Raw genomic sequence first — 19,211 nt, forward strand, 5'->3', positions numbered from 1 at the left:
CCTTCCGCGCGGCGGCGTGCGGACACGCCGGGTGCCAGAGTCTACGCACACCGAAACCACCTTCTCACGCTTTAGGGTGGCTCACATGACGATCCCGACCGATCCGCAGACGGGTGAGTTCCGCCGGTCCGCCAACCATTTCGACGCGCGTGTCACCGCCGACGGCCGCGACGGCTGGCCGGTGGAGGCGGGGAGATACCGGCTGGTGGTCAGCCGGGCCTGTCCCTGGGCCAGCCGGGGCCTGGTCGTCCGGCGGTTGCTCGGTCTCGAATCCGCGCTGAGCGTGGCCGTCGCCGACCCGATCCAGGACGAGAAGAGCTGGCGGTTCACCCTCGATCCCGATGACCGGGATCCGGTACTCGGCATCAAGTACCTGGCCGAGGCCTATCACGCCGCGGATCCGCACTACATGGGCGGGATCAGCGTTCCGGCCATTGTGGACATTCCGAGCAAACGGCTGGTGAGTAACGACTATCCGCGGATCACCCTCGATCTGTCCACCGAATGGACCAGCCTCCACCGGCCCGGCGCGCCCGACCTCTACCCTGAGCGACTTCGTGACGAGATCGACGCCGTCAACGCGGGGGTCTACGCCGACGTCAACGCCGCCGTGTACCAAGCCGGGTTCGCGACCAGACAGGCCGCGTACGAGGACGCGTACACCCGGCTCTTCGCCATGCTGGACGTGCTTTCCGAGCGGCTGGAAGAGCAGCGCTACCTCGTCGGTGACACGATCACCGAAGCGGACATCCGGTTGTTCACCACGCTCGTCCGCTTCGACGCCGTCTACCACGGGCACTTCAAGTGCAATCGGAACAAACTGACCGAAATGCCGGTGCTGTGGGCCTATGCCCGTGACCTCTTCCAGACGCCGGGCTTCGGTGACACCGTCGACTTCGACCACATCAAGCGGCACTACCACGCGGTGCACGAGCAGGTGAACCCGACGCGGATCGTCCCCTTGGGACCGGACCTGTCCGGCTGGACGACGCCGCATCACCGGGAGCAGCTGGGCGGGCGCCCGTTCGGCGACGGCACGCCGCCGGGACCGCCGCCCGAGGACGAACGGATCGGGGACCCGCATGGAGCCACTTCCTGAACGCACCGACGTCGTCGTGATCGGCGGCGGCATCATCGGGGTCAGCTGCGCGTACCGGCTCGCCGCCGCCGGGGTCTCGGTCCTGCTGGTCGAACGCGACATCCTGGGCGCGGGCTCGACGGCGAAGGCGGCGGGCGGGATCCGGTCGTCGTTCACCACCCGGGTCAACATCGAGATCGGGCTGCGCGGGCTGGCCGAGTACGCCTCCTTCGCCGAAACGTACGGGACCGAGATCGATTTCCGCCGCGACGGCTACCTGTACCTGGTCACCGACCCCGCGGACCTGCCCGAATTCGAGCGCTGCGCCGAACTGCAGAATTCCTACGGCGTCCGCAGCCGTCTCGTCGAGCCCGCCGAAGCGCGGCGGTTCTCCCCGTTGATCGAGACCGAAGGCGTCGTCGCGGCGCTGTGGTCGCCGGACGACGCGAAGGCGACTCCGGACTCCGCCGTCCAGGGGTACGCGCGGGCGGCCCGCGGGCATGGCGCGGTGCTCAGGACCGGCGTCGAGGTCGTCGGGATCGAACGCGACGGTGACGAGATCGCCGGTGTCCGGACCTCGGCCGGTTTCGTGCGGACGGACGCGGTGGTCTGCGCGGCGGGCGCGTGGTCGGGCCGGATCGGCGAACTCGCCGGTGTCGACCTCCCGGTGCGGCCGTTCCGGCGGCAGGTCGTGTTCACCGGAGCGGTCGCCGATCTGCCCGAGTCGGTGCCGCTGACCATCGAGATGCCGTCCGCCTTCTACTTCCACCGCGAGGGTCTCGGCCTGGCGATGTCCTTCTGCGACGGTGACGGCGACCCCGGCTTCGACACTCGCTACCAGCCGGGCGAATGGCTGCCGGAACTCGCTGAAATCGCCGCGCGCCGGGTGCCCGCGGTGCTCGACGCGGGGATCCGCGGCGGCTGGGCCGGGCTGTACGAGGTCACCCCCGACCGCAACCAGATCGTGGGGGAGAGCGTCCAGGTGTCGCGGTTCTTCTACGCCACCGGCTTTTCCGGGCACGGGTTCCAGATGGGCCCGGCGGTGGGGGAGCTCGTGCGGGACCTCTACCTGGGGCGGGTCCCGGCCATCGACATCACCGGGCTCGACGTCCGCCGGTTCGCCGGCGACCGGGCTGTGACGAGGGAGCACAACATTGTCTGAGTTCGTCGAAGTCACCACCGAAGCCGAGCTGCGCGAGATCCTGCCGCCGCCGCTGGAACGGACCGCGAACAAGGCGCGCCCGACGCTGCACGAGCTGGACCGCCAGTGGCTCGCGGAGTCGCCGTTCGTGCTGATCGCGACCTCGGCGGCCGACGGCACCTGCGACGTCTCGCCGAAGGGCGACCCGGCCGGGTTCACGCTGGTACTGGACGACACGCGGATCGCCATCCCGGAGCGCCCCGGCAACCGGCGCGCCGACGGGTTCCGCAACGTGCTGTCGAATCCGCACGTCGGGCTGATCTACCTGATTCCCGGTCGCGGTGACACACTGCGGATCAACGGCCGCGCGCGGCTCGTGCGGGAGGCGCCGTTCTTCGACGACATGATCGTGAAGGGCAGCCGGCCGAAGCTCGCGCTGGTCGTCGACATCGACGAGATCTTCCACCACTGCCAGAAGGCGTTCATGCGCTCGAAGCTCTGGTCGCCGGAGAGCTGGGCGCCCGACGTGCTGCCGTCGCGGGCGGCGATCTCCAAAACCTTCGAACGGCCGGAGGATTCCCTGGCCGACCTCGAGGCGTACTACGAACCGAGCAGGTACGCGGCGGGTCTGTACTGAGGCTCGTGAGTGGCAAGGACGGTTCTAACCGTCCTTGCCACTCACGAGGCCCGGCGCGCTGGTTGCTGGATCGTTGAACGATCTGGCACTATCGGCGGGGTGCCTGCACCCACCGGAGCCCAGCATCTCGCCGACGCGCTGACCGCTCTGGGGACCGAAGTCGTCTTCGGTCTCCCCGGGGTGCACAACCTGCCGTTATGGGAGGCGCTGGCCGATACGGACATCCGGCTCGTCGGCGTCCGGCACGAGCAGACGGCGGGGTACGCCGCCGACGGGTACGCCCGCGCCACGGGGAAGCTCGGCGTCGCGCTGGTGACCACGGGCCCCGGCGCGGCGAACACGCTCGCCGCCGTCGGCGAGGCCATGGCGTCGGCCGCGCCGGTGCTGATCATCGCGACCGACATCCCGTCCACGTTGCGGCGGCCGGGCGTGGTCCGCGGCGTGCTGCACGAAACGTCGGACCAGCAGGCGATGTTCGCGCCGGTCACCAAGGCAGGCTTCACCGTCACGAGCGCCGACCAGGTCGCCGCCACCCTCCACCGCGCGGCCCGGCTCGCGCTCCAGCCGCAGAGCGGGCCGGTGTACCTCGGCATCCCCGCCGACTTCCTGTCGGAGCGGACGCCCGCGCGCCGCCCGCCGCGGTCGCACGCCCGGCCGTCCGAGATCCCGGATCTCAGCGAGGCCGAGGCCCTGCTCGTGGCCGCGGACCGGCCCCTGATCTGGGCGGGCGGCGGCGCGCTGCGCGCCGAGGCGGGTGAGGCGATCGGGAAACTCGCCGAACGGCTGGCCGCGCCGGTGCTCACCACGTTCGGCGCTCGCGGGCTCCTGCCGGTCGATCACCCCTGCCTCGCCCCGAATCCGGTGCACGCGCCCGAGGTCGGCGCGCTGTGGGACGAGGCCGACGTCGTCCTCGCGATCGGCACCGACTTCGACGGGCTGATGACCCAGAACTGGCTGATGCCGCAGCCGAAGAAGCTCATCGCGATCAACGTCGACCCGGACGACGCGGCCAAGAACTACCGGCCGGACATCACCCTGGTCGGTGACGCCCGGGTGCTCGTCGAGGCGCTGAAGGTCGAGGAACGCGCGGGAATCGCGGCACTCGTCGGCAGGCTCGCCAAGGTCTCCGCCCGGGTCCGGCAGCGGATCAAGGAGGAGGAGCCGCAGGCCGCCGACCTTTTGTCCACTTTGGACGAGGTGCTGCCACAGGACGCGGTCGTGGTCGCGGACATGTGCGTGGCCGGGTACTGGATCGGCGGGTTCCATCGCGTCCGCGCGCCGCGCAAGCTCGCATATCCCATGGGCTGGGGAACCCTCGGCTACGGCTTCCCCGCCGCGCTCGGCGCGGGTGCCGCGGGCGTCGGCCGCGCGATCTGCGTCAGCGGGGACGGCGGTTTCCTGTTCGGCTGCGGCGATCTGCACACGCTCGCGCAGGAACAGCTGCCGGTCACGGTGATCCTCGTCGACGACGGCGGCTACGGGATGCTCCGCTACGACCAGGATCGCGCGGGACTGCCGCGCCGGGGGGTCGACTGGGACAGTCCCGATTTCGTCGGCCTGGCGAGGGCTTTCGGCGTACACGCGGACCGTGTCTCCGGATTCGGGCGGGCGTTCCGGCGGCTGCTCGGCGAATTCGTCGAGTCCGACGAGCCCAACGTCCTGGTCGTGCGCGCGAAGATGGCTCCGCCGCTCAACACCTCGCCGCGCTGGTACCGCAAGGAATCCCTGTGACCGGGCTCCGTGTCGGCGTGGACATCGGCGGCACGTTCACCGATCTCTGCGTACTCGACGAGACCGGTATCGTGGCGGTCGGCAAGGTGCTGACAACGCACGACGAGCCCGGCCGGGCGGTCGAAGAAGGTCTCAAGAGGACGCTCGCGGACGCCGGGCTGGACGCGGGTGACGTCGAGCAGTTCGTGCACGGCACGACACTGGTCACGAACGCGCTGATCGAACGCAAGGGAGCACGCACCGCCCTGCTGGCGACGGCCGGTTTCCGCGACGTGCTGGAGATGCGGCGCGAGCACCGGTACGAACTGTACGACCTGCTCATCGAATTGCCGGCGCCACTGGTGCCACGGCACCTGCGGTTCGACGTCCCTGAGCGGATCCTCGCCGACGGCACTGTCCACACAGGACTGGACGAGGAGTACGTCGCGCGGCTCGGCCGTGAGCTCGACGCCCGGGGGATCGACGCGGTGGCGATCTGTTTCCTGCACGCCTTCACGAACCCCGCGCACGAAAGACGGGCCGCCGAGGTGCTGCGGAAGGTCGCGCCTCGATTGCGGGTCGCGCTCTCCAGTGAGGTCGTTCCCGAGATCCGCGAGTTCGAACGGATGTCGACCACGGTCGGATGCGTCTACGTCCAGGACCTCACCGAACGTTACCTGCGTGACCTGGAACGGCGCCTGCACGGGGCCGGGGTGCGGCCGTCACCGCACATCATGCTGTCCAACGGCGGGATCGCGACCGTCGACACCGCCGCGCGCTACCCGATCCGCATCCTCGAATCCGGGCCGGCAGGCGGGGCGCTGGCCGCGTCCGCGATCGGGTCCGCGGCGGGGGTCGAGGATCTGCTGGCCTTCGACATGGGCGGCACGACGGCGAAATTGTGCATGATCTCCGGTGGCGCGCCGCTGGTGACGCACGAGTTCGAGGTGGACCGGAAGTACCGGCTGCTGCCGGGATCCGGGCTGCCGGTCAAGGTACCGGTCACGGACATGATCGAGATCGGTGTCGGCGGCGGCTCGATCGCGCGGATCGACGCGCTCGGCCTGCTCACCGTCGGCCCGGATTCGGCGGGGTCCGAGCCCGGTCCGGTCTGTTACGGACGAGGCGGCACCGAGCCGACCGTGACGGACGCCGACCTCGTGCTCGGTTATCTGGATCCGGGGTATTTCCTCGGTGGCGGAATGACTCTGGACCTCGACGGCGCGCGCGAGGCGATCCGCTCGAAGATCGCCGGACCGCTCGGCGTCAGCGTCGAAGAGGCCGCTTGGGGCATCCACACCAGCGTCAACGAGGACATGGCCAACGCCGCCCGGGTCCACGCGGTCGAGCGAGGCAAAGATCCGGCGAAGCTGCCGATGTTCACTTTCGGCGGCGCCGGCCCGGTGCACGGCGTCGGGGTGGCGCGGGCGCTCGGCGCGCCCGAGGTGGTCGCGCCGCCCGCCGCCGGGGTGCTCAGTGCGGCGGGATTCCTCACCGCGCCACTGGCCTTCGACTTCGTGCGTTCGGCGCGCTCCGCGGTGCTCGACCTTTCCCGGGACCAGGTCGGCGCGTTGTTCGGAGAGATGGAGGCCGAGGGCGCGGAGCTGCTGGAGAAGTCCGGTGTGGACAGTGCGGCGGTGACGCACCGCCGGATCGCCGAGATGCGGTACGCCGGGCAGGGCTACGAGATCCGGGTGCCGGTCGAGGGCGGGGACTGGCCGGGTTCGCTGATCGACGCGTTCACCGAGACCTATCGGACGCTGTACCGGCGGACCGGGCCGGACGTCGCGATCGAGGTGCTGAACTGGCGCGTCGTCTCCAGCGGCCCGGCGCCCGAGGTCACGCTGGAACTCGCGGGAGCCGAGGCCGAGGGCGACGCGCGCAAGGGGAGCCGTCCCGCGTACTTCCCCGCCGAAGGTGGCTTTGTCGACACGGCGGTGTTCGACAGGTACCGGTTCAAGCCTGGTGATCGCGTCGAGGGACCGGCCATCGTGGAGGAACGAGAGTCCACTGTGGTCGTTCCACCGGGGGCCCGCTGTGCCGTCGGCGCGGACGCCAGTCTGGTGGTGACGGTATGAGCGTGGACCCGATCCTGGTCGGGGTACTGGGAAACCGGCTGCACTCCATCCTGGCCGAACAACAGAACGCGCTCGTCAACACGGCGTTCTCGTCCGTGGTGCGGGAATCGCTCGACCTCGCCTGCGCGGTGTTCGACTCCCGCGGCGAGATGATCGGCCAGTCCGTCGGCGGGACACCGGGTCACATCAACGCGATGGCGACCGGGATGCGGCATTTCGTCGCCGCGTACCCGCCGGAGACGCTGGAACCCGGCGATGTCCTGCTCACCAACGACCCGTGGCAGACGGCCGGGCAGATCAACGACATCACCGTCGCGACGCCGGTTTTCCTGCGGGGACGGCTGGTCGCGTGGTTCGCCTCCTGCTGCCACGCCCCGGACATCGGCGGGCGCCTGGTCTCCGCCGAGGCCAGTGAGGTCTTCGAAGAGGGCCTGCGCCTGCCGATCATGAAGTTCCTCCGCGCGGGCGAGGTCAACGCGGATCTCGAACTGCTGATCCGCGCGAACGTCCGGACCCCGGAGGAGACCATCGGCGACCTGTACGCGCAGGTCACCGGGAACGAGGTCGGTGCCGCCGGCCTGGTGCGGCTGCTGGAGGAATTCGGGCTCGATTCCCTGGACGACGTCGCCGCGGAGATCATGAACCGCTCCGAGCGGGCGCTGCGGGACGCGCTGGCGAAACTGCCGGACGGCACCTACACCAGCGAGCTGGTGACCGACGGATTCGACGACGAAGAGATCGTCCTCAAGGTCGCCGTGACCATCGAAGGTGCGGACATCCACCTCGATTTCGCCGGTTCGTCGCCGCAGAGCCGCCGCGGGATCAACGTCGTCCTGAACTACACCAGGGCGTACGCGTCGTTCGCGGTCAAGGCGGCCATTTCGCCGGAGGTGCCGCACAACGCGGGCTCGTTCCGGCCGGTGCACGTCACCGCGCCGGAGGGCTCGGTGCTCAACTGCACCCCGCCCGCGCCGGTCGCGTCGCGGCACCTGATCGGGCACTTCCTGCCTTCGCTGCTGATCACGGCCTTGCCGGGGAACGCCATGGCGCACAGCGCGGACGCGTTGTGGATGACGATCTGGCGCGGCGCCGACGCCGAGGGTCGCGAGTTCATGCTCAACGTCTTCCAGACCGGCGGTATCGGTGCGAGGTCCACAAAGGACGGACTGAACACCACGGGATTCCCGAGTGGACTGCGGTCGACACCGACGGAGGTCATCGAGACGATGGCGCCGTTGATCCAGCGTGAACGTGTGCTGCGCACGGATTCGGGCGGCGCCGGAAAGTGGCGCGGCGGCCTTGGCCAGTGCACCACCATGGCCGCCCGCGGCGAGATCTCCTGGAGTGTCAACGGGAACGTCGACCGGGTGCGCCGTCCGGCGTCCGGTGTGGACTCGGGACACGACGGGGCGGTGGGCCGGTTCGAGCTGACCCGTGGCCCACTGCCGTCGAAGAGCCGGGTGGACCTGCGGCCGGACGACGTGGTGAACGTGGTACTCCCGGGCGGCGGAGGTTACGGGGACCCGTTCGAGCGGGATCAGGAAGCCGTGCTCGCCGACGTCGTCGACGGATACGTCTCGGTGGAAGCGGCGCGCGAGCTGTACGGCGTCGAGGTGACCTATCACGGAGATCCCGAGGCGCTGGTGCGCCTTCCGGAGGACTACACGGCGGTTTCGCTGAGAGGGAGGAAATGAGCATGGGCCGGCTGGCAGGCAAGGTCGCGGTGGTCTTCGGGGGAGCGAGGGGCATCGGCCTCGCCACCGTGAAGGAGTTCGTCGCCGAGGGCGCGACCGTGTTCTCCAGTGACATCCGCGAACCCGCGGAATCCGTCGAAGACGCCCGTCACTCCCTTGTGGACGCCACCGACGAGGGGCAGGTCGACGAATTCGTGCGCGGCGTGGTCGCCGAAAACGGGCGGATCGACGTCCTGTTCAACAACGTCGGCATCCACCTCGGGAAACCGCTGGTGGACACCACGCTGGCGGAGTTCGACGACATCTTCGCGCTGAACGTGCGCGCGGCCTTCCTCGGCACGCGGGCGGTGTTGCCGCATATGATCGCGAACAAGGCAGGCAGCATCGTCACGACGTCGTCCAACGGCGGGGTGATGGGCCGCCCCGGCGACCCGGTGTACAACGCCACCAAGCACGCCCTGGTCGGCCTGACGAAGTCGATCGCCGTCGCGCACGCGCACCAGGGGATCCGGGCGAACACGGTCAACCCGGGCGCGATCGACACGGACATGCTGCGCGGCACGCTCGCCTCTCCGGAGGACTTCGAAGCCAAGCAACACCAGTTGACCGCGAGCACACCGGCGGCGCGGGTCGGCGAGGCGTGGGAGGTCGCGAAAGCGGTGGTCTTCCTGGCCAGTGACGAATCCCGGTTCGTCAACGGGGTCGCCCTCCCGATCGACGGCGCCAAGGCCGCCGGCGCCATGCCGGGCAACCGGTACAGTCTCGACTTCGAACTCGGTGTCAGGTAGCGCCATGTCCACATCTGCCGCCGAGGAGACGCCGGCCAGCGACAGACCGTTACTCGAACGGAGCGGGACGGCGGAACGGGTCGCCGAGATCCTGCGCCAGCGCATCACCGAGGGCGTCTTCCCGCCCGGGTCGAGGCTTTCGGAACCGTCGATCAGCGCCGCGCTGGGCGTCTCGCGCAACACCCTGCGCGAGTCCTTCCAGCTCCTGGCGCACGAACGGCTCGCGGTGCACGAACTCAACCGCGGCGTGTTCGTGCGGGAGTTGACCGCGCAGGACATCTCGGATCTCTACGTGATGAGGCGGGTCACCGAATGCGGTGCGCTGCGACGTGCGGCCGAACTGTCCACTGTGGACTTGTCGGCGATCGCGGACGCGGTGCGGGACGGCCGTGCCGCGGCCGACGAAGGCGACTGGCAGGCCGTCGGGACCGCGAGTATCGCGTTCCACCAGGCGGTGGGCGACCTGGCGGGCAGCGAGCGGGTCAGCACGACGATGCGCCAGGTGCTGGCGGAGACGCGGCTCTTCTTCGTGCTGACGGAGAACACGCGTGCGTTCTTCGAGCCGTTCCTGGAGCGGCACGAGCGGATCCTGCGGGATCTGGAGCGGGGGCGTTTCGGAGCCGCTGAGACGGCATTGGAGAAGTACCTGCGGGATGCGGAAAAGCAGCTGCTGGCCGCCTACGACCGTCGAGGGTCGTGAGGGCGCTTTTGGCGCGTTGCGAAAGCCACTTTCGCAACCTTCAACGTTGCGAAAGTGGCTTTCGCAACGTCGGTGGCCTGCCCAGGTGGTCCGGGCGCGTGTCGCGAAAGCCACTTTCGAGATGTGTGATGTCCCGAAAGTGGCTTTCGCGACACGAACGGCGACGGGGCCGACAGACCGGACAGATCCGAAGCACGAACTGTGCACGATGGAGTGTTCGCGTTCCGGCCGGATCCGGGTGAGGATGGGGGGCACGAGCACGAGGAGGAAGATCATGGTTTCGTCGGCGTCCGCGCGCAATCCCCTGTGGCACCCCTTCGCGGACATGGGAGCGGTCGACGGCGACCGGCTCGTCATCACCCGCGGCGAGGGTTCCTACGTCTGGGACGACCAAGGCAACCGGTACTTCGACGCGACGGCGTCGCTCTGGTACGCGAACTTCGGGCACGGGCGCGAGGAGATCGTGCAGGCCGTCGCGGACCAGTTGCGGACGCTCGACTCGTACAACCTGTTCGGCTACAACGCAAACGAGCCCGCGCTGAAGCTCGCCGAGCGCGTCTCCGCGCTGGCACCCGAACCGGGCTCGAAGGTGTTCTTCGGGTCGGGCGGCGGTGACGTCATCGACACCGCGGTCAAGATCGCCCGTTCGTACTTCGCTCACACCGGGCGCCCGGAGAAGGTGCATGTCATCGGCCGGGTGCAGGGTTACCACGGCACGCACGGTTTCGGCACGGCCGTCGGCGGCATCGCGGCCAACGCGGCGGGCTTCGGTCCGCTGCCGGGGGACATCTCGCACGTCCCCTACGACAGCGCCGAAGCGCTCGAAGCGGAGATCCTGCGGGTCGGGCCGGAGCGGGTCGCGGCGTTCTTCTGCGAACCGGTGATCGGCGCGGGCGGCGTCCTCCTTCCCCCGGACGGGTACATCGAGACGGTCGCCGAGATCTGCCGCAGGCATGACGTGCTGTTCGTCGCGGACTGCGTGATCGCCGCGTTCGGGCGGCTGGGTACCTGGTTCGGGATCGACCGGTGGGCCGTGAAACCGGACATGATCACGACCGCGAAGGGCATCACCGGCGGCACGATCCCGCTGGGCGCGCTGATCGTCGCGCCGAGGGTGGCCGAGCCGTTCTTCACCGGCTCGCCCGGTGCGCCGGTGCTGCGGCACGGCGCGACCTACGCCGGGCATCCGGTCGCGTGCGCCGCGGGGAACGCGACGCTGGACATCTACGAGCGCGACGGGCTCATCCCGCGCGGGCGAGAACTGGAGAAGCCGCTGGCGGACGCGCTTTCCGGGCTCGCTTCGCATCCATTGGTGGCGGAGGTCCGGGCCGGGCTGGGCTTTCTCGGCGCGGTCGAACTGAAGGCCGAAGTCATCGAGGCGAACCCCGGCGCGGCGAACCGGCTACAGCGGTTGGCCCGGGACGAAGGCGTCCTCGTGCGGAACCTGGCCAAGGGGATCGCGGTCTCGCCGCCGTTGATCGCGGGCGAGGCCGAACTCGACCTGCTCACGACGGCTTTGCCGCGTGCGCTGGACAAGCTCGTCTAGACGACGTCATCCCGCGGCGGCGGTCACCGGTGGCTGCCGCGGGAACGCGTTCCGATAGGCACCGGGCGAGACGCCGACCTGCTTCAGGAAGTGGTGGCGCAGGTTGTTCGCGGTGCCGAGACCGCTGAGCTCCGCGATCCGCTCCACCGGCAGGGCGGTCGATTCCAGCAGGCTCTGCGCCCGGGAAAGCCGCTGGGTCAGCAGCCATTGGAGCGGTGTCGTGCCGGTCGCCTGCTGGAGGCGCCGGTAGAAGGTCCGGCGGCTCATCATGGCGCGCCGGGCGAGATCTTCGATCGTCAACGGCCGGTCGAGATGGGCCCTCGCCCAGTCGAGCACCGGTGCCAGCCCCTGGTCGTCGGTGGCGGGAACGGAAAGATCGATGAACTGGGCCTGTCCGCCCGGCCGGTGCGCGGGCACGACCATCCGGCGGGCCAGCTGGTTGGCCACGTGCGCCCCGAGATCGCGCCGGACCAGATGCAGGCACAGGTCGAGGCCGGCGGTCATCCCGGCGCTGGTGAGCACGTCGCCGTCGTCCACGTAGAGCACGGAGTCGTCGACTTCGACCTCGGGGAACCGCTCGGCCAGCTCCGCGGTGTGCATCCAGTGCGAGGTCGCTCGACGGCCGTCTAGCAGCCCGGCCTCGGCGAGCGCGAAAGCGCCCGAGCACAGCGAGACCATCCGCGCGCCCGCGTCGTGGGCGCGCCGTAACGCGCTGATCAGCTCGGGTGAGACCGGCGCGCCGTCGCTGAGGACCTCGTCCGGTACCGACGACACGATGACCGTGTCGGCGCCGACGATGTCGTCGAGCCGGTACGGGGTGCGCAGCGCGAACCCGGGAGCCGCCGCCTCGGACCGGTCGCCGGTTCCGCACAGCCGCAGGTCGTACCAGGGATCGGCGAGATCGGGCTGGGGCATCCCGAAAACGGTGGCGGGGATGCTCACCTCGTACAGGTCCCAGAAGGCGATCCCGATCTCGTCGGGGACGACCAGGGCGACCGAACCAGCGCTCATGGACACAGCCTATGGCACGAATTTGGTGCTTCCGGTCATCAGTGTCACTGGCAGCGGGAAGTGCGGGCCGCGAGGCTGGTCACATGAGTACGACACCTGACCGAGTCGCCGTGATCGGCCTCGGCAACCTGGGCCACGCGCTGGCTGAAACCTTCTTGCGCCAAGGGATTCCCACGACCGTTTGGAACCGCGACGCCGCCAAGGCGGACGCGCTCGTCGCTGCCGGGGCGACGGCGGCGGCCACGGCCGCGGAGGCGATCGAGTCGAGCGAACTCGTCCTCGTCGCGCTGCTCGATGCCACCGTCGCCCGGCAGGTCCTGACGACGGCGGGTGATGCCGTCGCCGGGCGCGCGCTGGTCAACGTCACGTCCGGCGGGCCGGAGGACGCGCGTGAGCTGGCCACCTGGGCGGCCGAGCACGGCGCGCGGTACCTGCACGGAGCCGTCTACGCGGTGCCGCAGACGATCGGCACCGCCGGATCGTCGATCAGCTACAGCGGTGCCCAGGACGTTCACCGGCGCTGGCAGCCGAAGCTGGATCTGCTGGGTAAAGGCACTTTCCTCGGCGCCGACGCCGGTCTCGCGTCGGGTTACGACGTCGCCATCCTGGCCGGGATGTACGGCATGATCGGCGGTTTCCTGCACGCCACGGCGATGGCGTCGGCGGCAGGGGTGCGTGCCACCGAGCTGACGCCGATGCTGCTGTCCTGGCTGGCGGATTCGTTCCCGGCGCTGACCACCTTCGCCGAGGAGATCGACCGTGGCGGATACACCGGTGGCGAGTCCAGTCTTGCCATGAACCAGGCGGGGCTGAGCACGATCATCCGGGCCAGCCGGGCGCTGGACGTCCCGCCGGACACCCTGCTCCCGATCAAGGACCTGATCGACCGGCAGATCGCGGCCGGACACGGCGCGGCCAGCCTCTCGCGCGCCGTGGAATCCTTCCGGAGCGCCGCATGACCACGACGACCCGGGACTTCGGTGAGCTGGAAGCCGAGTTCAACGGCTACGTCGGAGCCATCAACTACGCCACGATGGTGACCGTCGACGCCCAGAACCGCCCGCGAACCCGGGTGCTCATCCCGGTGTGGGAGAAGGTCGACGGGCGTCCGCTCGGCTGGCTGGCCACCTTTCGGACCCCGGTGAAGGCGGCCCATCTCGAAGGCAACCCGCATACCAATTTCTCTTACTGGGCACCGGGGAACAACTCGGTGGCGGTCGACGCGGTGGCCGTCTGGGACAACGAGCCCTCGGTCAAGGAGCATGTGTGGGACCTGTACCGCAAGACCAGCCCGCGCGGCGCCGGCTACCCCCTCGGCAATTTCTGGCAGGCACCGTCCGACCCGCGGCTGCATGTGCTGCGCCTGACGCCTTGGCGGATCCAGGTGATCCGCGGTGCCGACCTGCGCAGCCGGATCTGGCGAGCGGACCGGAACCGGTAACCGGATCGTCGTGGGTGTTCCCGGGCCGCCGGAACGACCAGGGAACACCCACGACTGTCACGCCTCACGCGAGGCGCGACGCGCACGAGGGCCGCGCGCTCGGTCATGAAGGGCACAGCCGACGGGACCAGGTCCCTTCATGACACCCCCAGTGGCGGGCCCTCGCGGGCCCGCCTCAGGAGAGGCAGAGTTCGTTGCCCTCCGGGTCCGCGATCGTGATCCACTCCGCGGGCCCTTGCTTGCCGCGGTGCAGGAACGTCGCACCGCGCGCGGTCAGCCGCTCGAGCTCGGCCTCGATCTTGCCCGCCCCCACGCGGATGTCGAGGTGCAGCCGGTTTTTGACCGTCTTCCCCTCGGGCACCAGCTGGAAGAGGAACCGCTGCCCGGTCTCCGGGTGGACGATCGCCGCGCCGTCCTTCCACACCAGGACGCCGTTGTGCGTGGTCGTCGCTTCCTCGGCGGCGTAACCCTCGGCGACCATCTCGCGGATGAACTCCTCGTTGCTCTCCTCGACCCGCCACCCGAGCATCTCGGCCCACCAGTCCGCGAGGGCGTGCGGACGGGCGGAGTCCACCGTCACCTGGAAGTCATACGCCATACCGGCACATTAACGACCCGCCCCGACAATTCCGGGCGGTCGTGCCCGCTGACCACGGTGAACCGCCATTTGTCGACCCCGCCGCCGATGATCTCGGCGTAGCGCCGGGCGCCGTCCGCGTTGGCGAAGCGCACCTGCTGCCCATTAGTGAGATGGGTGATCTTGACGGCCATCCGTGCCTCCCTGAAGTCCGGTGCCGGCCCGCGGAGCTTCCCCCTCCGGGGCCGGCGCCGACAGTAGAACACATGTTCGATGCCCGCCGCCAACCCGACCCCCCGGGCGGGTCATCTCCGCATGGTCACCCGCGGCCACGCGTCCAGGCCGCGGGCGATTTCGTGATCCCGGACGGCTCGCAGGCCGTCTGTGAGGCTCTCCTCGTCGAGCGTCACGAAGCCGAGCCGGGCGTAGTACGGCGCGTTCCACGGCACCTCGGCGTACGTCGTCAGCGTCAGCCCGGCGAGCCCTTCGCGCGAAGCCCACTCGGCGGCGTGCTCGATCAGCCGCCGCCCGAGGCCCCGGCGCGCGTGAGCGGGATGGACGGACACCTGCTCGATGTGGCCGTGACCGTCGACGACCTCGGCGAGCAGGTACGCCACCGGCCCGTCGCCCGCGTCCCACACCCAGGCCCGGTTCGCGCGCTGGAAGGCCGTGAGGTCCGCGATCGACGGCGGGTCGTCGTCGGCGATCGCGGCCATGCCGAGCGCACGGAACGGTTCGCCGGCGGCACGTTCGATGTCCTGGAGGGCGAGCAGGTCGTCGGAGGTGGCGAGTCGGATCACGGTTCGAGTTCTACCCCGCCGCGGCGCGTGGCGGCGCGTGAATTAGAGGGCGAGGCCGGCCGGCCCCGTGACCGGATGGACGACACGCGTGATCAGACGGACGACACGCGTGACTGGATGGACGACACTCGCGTGGGCGCTCTTCAGAGGGCGAACGACGAAACGGCGCGGTGGATCCGGTTCGCGTACGACTGGAGCGCGACGATGGCCGCCCGCTTCGCGTCGTCACCGATCCGGGTGGCGGGGGCGGCCAGTGTCAGCACCGCGGGCCGGTGCCCGGTGCTCGGGATCGGCACGGAACACGACCAGACGCCGTCGTCCAGCTCGCCCCAGCTGACCGCGAACCGGTTCGCCCCGGCGCGTTTGACCTCTTCCCGCACGCTCGGGCCGCGGCGCTGCACGATCGACGAAAGGCGCCGTTCGCGTTCGCCCTCCGGCAGCATGGCGAGCAGCATCTTGCCCGACGCGCCGGTGCCGAGCGGGACGGAATGCCCCGGCTGGAAGGTGAAACGCATCGCGCGTTCGCATTCGACGCGGTCCGCGCAGACCGCGGATTCACCGAAATGCTGGAACAGCAGCACCGTCTCACCGAGGTCGCGGGCCGCCTCCTCCATCGCCGGACGGGCCAGCCTGGCGAGATCGTTGGCCAGTTGCGCGGCCCGCGCGAGCGGCATCACCTGGCTCGTCACGTGGTAGCGCCCCGTCCTGCCCTCCTCCAGGAGCTGGAGTTCCTTCAGCAGCGCGACATAGCGGTAGGTCGTGGCGACCGGGGTGCCGATCCTCGCCGCGAGTTCGGCGACGCTCGCGTCCCAGCGGCGTTCGGAAAAGGAGAGCAGCAGTTGCAGTACTTTGCGCGAGCTGCTGGCGCCGGGGGTCCGTTTCGGCGGGGCGGTGTCCAGGGATCGTGCGGCAGGCGTCATCTCGACCTCTCGCCGGAGAATCACGAAGAGTCAAGAAACTAGCACATTGTGTGAATTGCGGACCAGGGTCTTTGGTCCATGAACAAGCGGACTTCTTGCTAGGTTCGGCCCATGGAAAAGCCATTGGCCGGCAAGATCGCGTTGGTCGCCGGGGCGACTCGCGGGGCAGGGCGGGGAATAGCGGTCCAGCTCGGCGCCGCCGGCGCGACCGTTTACGTGACCGGTCGCAGTACCGGTTCCCGGCGATCGGAAATGAACCGCCCGGAGACGATCGAGGAGACGGCGGCGCTCGTCGACGAGGCGGGCGGGCGCGGGATCGCGATCGCCGTGGACCATTTGGCGGCGGAGGAGGTCCGCGAACTGGTGGAACGGATCGACGCCGAACAGGGCGCGTTGGACGTGCTGGTCAACGACATCTACGGCGCGCCCATCGAGTGGGACAAGACGGTCTGGGAGTCCACTTTGGACGTCGGTCTGCGGACGTTACGGCTCGCCGTCGACACCCATGCCATCACCAGCCATTTCGCGCTCCCGCTCATGATCAGGAAGCGCGGCGCGCTGGTCGTCGAGGTCAACGACGGCACCGCCGAGTACAACTCCGGGAACTACCGGGTCTCGTTCTTCTACGACCTGGCCAAGACCGCGGTGAACCGGATGGCGTTCGCCCTCGGGCACGAATTGGAACCGCATGGCGGTACCGCGGTGTCCGTCACGCCGGGCTGGTTGCGGTCCGAAGCGATGCTCGACGCTTATCGGGTGACCGAAGAGAATTGGCGTGACGCGACGAAGGTGCAGCCGCATTTCGCCATTTCTGAAAGCCCGGCGTTCGTCGGAAGGGCGGTCGCCGCGCTGGCCGGCGACGCGGAAGTCGCCCGCTGGAACGGGAAATCGGTGTCCAGCGGCGAATTGGCGAAGGAATACGGATTCACCGACCTCGACGGCAGCCGTCCCGATTGCTGGCGCTATCTCGTCGAGGTCCAGGATCCCGGCCTGCCCGCGGACGTCACCGGCTATCGCTGAACCTCCCGGCGGAGGAAGGGAGTGAGCAGACCGGGCGCCGCCTGCTCCGCCATCGCGAGCCCGGCCGATTCGCCGACGTCGACCACTTGGTAGCCGCCCTTGCCCGCCGCGATCGGGGCCGTCACGGTGATCAATCCGGCGCGGCGCTGGAAGAACGAGCGGCTGACGACGACGCCGGTGAGGCCCTCGCGCCGGATCGCCACCGTCGCCCGCGCGAGCGAACCCGACCGGCTGACCAGGTACCGCCCGACGATCGCGTGGCCGAGATTGCGGTAGCGGTCCCAGCCCACCAGTGCGGCGAGCGGGACAAGGCCGAGCGCGACCTGCCACATCCACGACGGCAGGAAGTCGATCCACGCCAAGCCGAACAGGGCGGCGGCCAGGATCAGCACGCCACCCACCGCGCGGGTCAGCCGCCTGGTCAGTGCCCGCCGGGGATGCCGGTTCAGCGGGACGGTGGCCGGGTCGAAGTTCTCGCGCAGCACTTCGGCCGCGACCTCGTGGACCCGGCCGACGGGCGCGGGCGGCAGCAGAAGCCCGCCGCCCTTGTCCCCGCCCTTGCCCTCACGCAGCCCGCCGACGATCGCGGTGAGCCGCGCCCCGCCCGCGATCCGCAGCGGCAGCGGCTCCTTCACTTCGACGCCGCGAAGCCGTTCTTCTTCGATGGACACCGAACGCGTGGTGATCAGCCCGCGCCGGACGTGCAGGGTGCCCTCCGTCTCCCGGGTGAGCTTGAAGTTCCAGAACGACAGCACGTAGCCGCCGACGGAAAGCAGGGAGACGACCACGAGCAGGGCGACCGCCGCGACGACCACGATCAGCCACACCGCCGTGTTCGCCAGATCGTCCATGAGATCCCGCAGCGGGCCGACGTTCTCCGGGGCGATGTCCAGCTGGTGCGCGAAATGCCAGACCGCGGCGAAGATCGCGCCCACCACGGCGAGCCCGGACAGTGTGAACGGCGCGTACCGCACCCACCTGCGGTCGACCACCGCCACGACCTGCTCAGGAGGCGGGGCGGTCTCGGTGATCTCCTTGCGGTGCAAGAGAACCGTGCGCAAGCGGTGGGCCTCGGCCTGGCTGACGGCGTCGAGCACCAGCTGGTCGCCGTTCGCGCCCTGGGCGGGTGAATGCCGTCCGGTGCCGATGCGCACGGCGCTGAGGGAGAACAAACGGTGCTTGGGTTCCGAGGTGACGTCGACCGTGCGCACCCGGTCCAGCGGGATCGCGCGATGCTTGCGCAGCAACAGGCCCGTGGTCCATTCCACCTGACCGTCGGCGATGCGGTACCGGGAAGTGAGCACGTGCGAGACACCGACGAGCACGGTCAGCGCGGTGACGCCTAGCCCGAACCACTCCCAGCCGTTGCCCCGGCCGAGGATCACCGTCCCGATCAGCACCGGCAGCGATTTGACGACGTCGAGCACCGGCCGGATCAGCAGCATCCGGCGATCGAGCCGGCGCCACTGGCCGACGGCGGCGTCCGATGGTGCCTCGGTGCTCATGTCGCGTCACCGGGAGTGGCCTGCGTGGTCTTCGTGAGTTCCGCGGCCAGCTTCAGCGCCTCGGCGTGGTCGAGACCGGCGATCTTGACCGGGCCCGCGGCCGACGCCGTCGTCACGGTGATCTTCGCCAGCCGGAACAACTGCTCGACCGGGTCGCGTTCGATGTCGACGGTCTGGATCCGCGAGATCGGCGCGATCCGCCAGTCCTGGCTGAGCCAGCCTTCCTGGGTGTACACGGCCTCGCCGGTGACCTCCCAGCGGTGGATCCGGTAGCGCCACTGCGGCATGACCAGCAGATGCAGCGGTGCGATCACGCAGGAGATCGTCAAGGTCACCGTGAGCCACGTCGGCGCGTCGTCGCTCGTGAGGACGAACACCGCTTGCGCGGCGATGAGGATCACCCAGCCGACCGAGGCCCACACCGTCCAGTAACCGATGGCGCGCCTGCTCACCCGATTGGCGGGCGGGCGCAGGCCGAGCATCTCTTCTGTCACCCCTCCACCCTGCACCACCCCGGAGTGGACCGCCCGCGCCAACTGTCACGGACCGATAGGATCCGAGCCAC

19 protein-coding genes are annotated in these 19,211 nt (G+C 69.7%); 12 read left to right on the top strand and 7 right to left on the bottom strand.

Going from position 1 to position 19,211, the window contains the following annotated elements:
- Positions 1–85: 85 nt before the first annotated feature.
- The 9 genes from BLW75_RS31755 (at position 86) to BLW75_RS31795 (ending at position 11,372) form a co-directional block, all read left to right on the top strand.
- Positions 86–1,099 carry a glutathione S-transferase family protein gene (locus BLW75_RS31755; RefSeq protein ID WP_034309114.1) on the top strand — a complete coding sequence of 338 codons (1,014 nt, stop codon included), beginning with the start codon at positions 86–88 and terminating at the stop codon, positions 1,097–1,099.
- Positions 1,083–2,240, top strand: coding sequence for an NAD(P)/FAD-dependent oxidoreductase (locus BLW75_RS31760; protein WP_034309111.1), 1,158 nt, complete (start codon positions 1,083–1,085; stop codon positions 2,238–2,240). The genes BLW75_RS31755 and BLW75_RS31760 overlap by 17 nt, the downstream gene beginning before the upstream one ends.
- On the top strand, positions 2,233–2,856 hold the full coding sequence (locus tag BLW75_RS31765; RefSeq protein WP_034309110.1) for a pyridoxamine 5'-phosphate oxidase family protein: 624 nt from the start codon (positions 2,233–2,235) through the stop codon (positions 2,854–2,856). The genes BLW75_RS31760 and BLW75_RS31765 overlap by 8 nt, the downstream gene beginning before the upstream one ends.
- A gap of 99 nt (positions 2,857–2,955) precedes the next feature.
- On the top strand, positions 2,956–4,587 hold the full coding sequence (locus BLW75_RS31770) for a thiamine pyrophosphate-binding protein (RefSeq protein ID WP_034309107.1): 1,632 nt from the start codon (positions 2,956–2,958) through the stop codon (positions 4,585–4,587).
- Positions 4,584–6,644, top strand: a complete 2,061-nt coding sequence (locus tag BLW75_RS31775) for a hydantoinase/oxoprolinase family protein (protein ID WP_034309104.1) — start codon at positions 4,584–4,586, stop codon at positions 6,642–6,644. The genes BLW75_RS31770 and BLW75_RS31775 overlap by 4 nt, the downstream gene beginning before the upstream one ends.
- Positions 6,641–8,338, top strand: coding sequence for a hydantoinase B/oxoprolinase family protein (locus BLW75_RS31780; protein ID WP_034309101.1), 1,698 nt, complete (start codon positions 6,641–6,643; stop codon positions 8,336–8,338). Before BLW75_RS31775 ends, BLW75_RS31780 begins: the two co-directional genes overlap by 4 nt.
- A 2-nt stretch (positions 8,339–8,340) precedes the next feature.
- A complete protein-coding gene (locus tag BLW75_RS31785) occupies positions 8,341–9,126 on the top strand; it encodes an SDR family NAD(P)-dependent oxidoreductase (RefSeq protein WP_034309098.1) in 786 nt (261 codons plus the stop codon).
- A gap of 4 nt (positions 9,127–9,130) precedes the next feature.
- Positions 9,131–9,826 carry a GntR family transcriptional regulator gene (locus tag BLW75_RS31790; protein WP_034309096.1) on the top strand — a complete coding sequence of 232 codons (696 nt, stop codon included), beginning with the start codon at positions 9,131–9,133 and terminating at the stop codon, positions 9,824–9,826.
- 274 nt (positions 9,827–10,100) lie between these two features.
- A complete protein-coding gene (locus BLW75_RS31795; RefSeq protein ID WP_034309093.1) occupies positions 10,101–11,372 on the top strand; it encodes an aminotransferase family protein in 1,272 nt (423 codons plus the stop codon).
- 6 nt (positions 11,373–11,378) lie between these two features.
- Here the strand turns inward: BLW75_RS31795 and BLW75_RS31800 are convergent, their stop codons facing one another.
- Positions 11,379–12,383, bottom strand: coding sequence for a GlxA family transcriptional regulator (locus tag BLW75_RS31800; RefSeq protein WP_034309091.1), 1,005 nt, complete (start codon positions 12,381–12,383; stop codon positions 11,379–11,381).
- An 83-nt stretch (positions 12,384–12,466) separates the two neighbouring features.
- Here BLW75_RS31800 and BLW75_RS31805 point away from each other — a divergent pair, with 83 nt between their 5' ends.
- Complete coding sequence (locus BLW75_RS31805; protein WP_034309089.1) at positions 12,467–13,342, top strand: NAD(P)-dependent oxidoreductase; 876 nt, start codon at positions 12,467–12,469, stop codon at positions 13,340–13,342.
- Complete coding sequence (locus BLW75_RS31810) at positions 13,339–13,824, top strand: pyridoxamine 5'-phosphate oxidase family protein (RefSeq protein WP_034309087.1); 486 nt, start codon at positions 13,339–13,341, stop codon at positions 13,822–13,824. The genes BLW75_RS31805 and BLW75_RS31810 overlap by 4 nt, the downstream gene beginning before the upstream one ends.
- 175 nt (positions 13,825–13,999) lie before the next feature.
- Here the strand turns inward: BLW75_RS31810 and BLW75_RS31815 are convergent, their stop codons facing one another.
- The 4 genes from BLW75_RS31815 to BLW75_RS31830 form a co-directional block, all read right to left on the bottom strand.
- Complete coding sequence (locus tag BLW75_RS31815; RefSeq protein ID WP_034309084.1) at positions 14,000–14,422, bottom strand: VOC family protein; 423 nt, start codon at positions 14,420–14,422, stop codon at positions 14,000–14,002.
- Positions 14,401–14,595, bottom strand: a complete 195-nt coding sequence (locus BLW75_RS31820; protein ID WP_020631236.1) for a hypothetical protein — start codon at positions 14,593–14,595, stop codon at positions 14,401–14,403. The genes BLW75_RS31815 and BLW75_RS31820 overlap by 22 nt, the downstream gene beginning before the upstream one ends.
- A 111-nt stretch (positions 14,596–14,706) precedes the next feature.
- Entirely contained in the window at positions 14,707–15,201 is a 495-nt protein-coding gene (locus tag BLW75_RS31825) for a GNAT family N-acetyltransferase (protein ID WP_034309081.1), read from the bottom strand.
- Positions 15,202–15,344: 143 nt separating this feature from the next.
- A complete protein-coding gene (locus BLW75_RS31830; protein ID WP_034309078.1) occupies positions 15,345–16,121 on the bottom strand; it encodes an IclR family transcriptional regulator in 777 nt (258 codons plus the stop codon).
- A 111-nt stretch (positions 16,122–16,232) separates the two neighbouring features.
- Between BLW75_RS31830 and BLW75_RS31835 the strand changes: the two genes are divergently transcribed.
- A complete protein-coding gene (locus BLW75_RS31835) occupies positions 16,233–17,141 on the top strand; it encodes an SDR family oxidoreductase (protein WP_034309076.1) in 909 nt (302 codons plus the stop codon).
- Here the strand turns inward: BLW75_RS31835 and BLW75_RS31840 are convergent.
- Together BLW75_RS31840 and BLW75_RS31845 are read right to left on the bottom strand one after the other, a co-directional pair.
- Positions 17,132–18,646, bottom strand: coding sequence for a PH domain-containing protein (locus BLW75_RS31840; protein WP_034309074.1), 1,515 nt, complete (start codon positions 18,644–18,646; stop codon positions 17,132–17,134). The genes BLW75_RS31835 and BLW75_RS31840 overlap by 10 nt on opposite strands.
- On the bottom strand, positions 18,643–19,128 hold the full coding sequence (locus tag BLW75_RS31845; RefSeq protein ID WP_091598704.1) for a PH domain-containing protein: 486 nt from the start codon (positions 19,126–19,128) through the stop codon (positions 18,643–18,645). Before BLW75_RS31845 ends, BLW75_RS31840 begins: the two co-directional genes overlap by 4 nt.
- Positions 19,129–19,211: the final 83 nt, after the last annotated feature.

It is taken from the genome of Amycolatopsis lurida (assembly GCF_900105055.1).
In the GTDB taxonomy this organism is placed as follows: domain Bacteria; phylum Actinomycetota; class Actinomycetes; order Mycobacteriales; family Pseudonocardiaceae; genus Amycolatopsis; species Amycolatopsis lurida.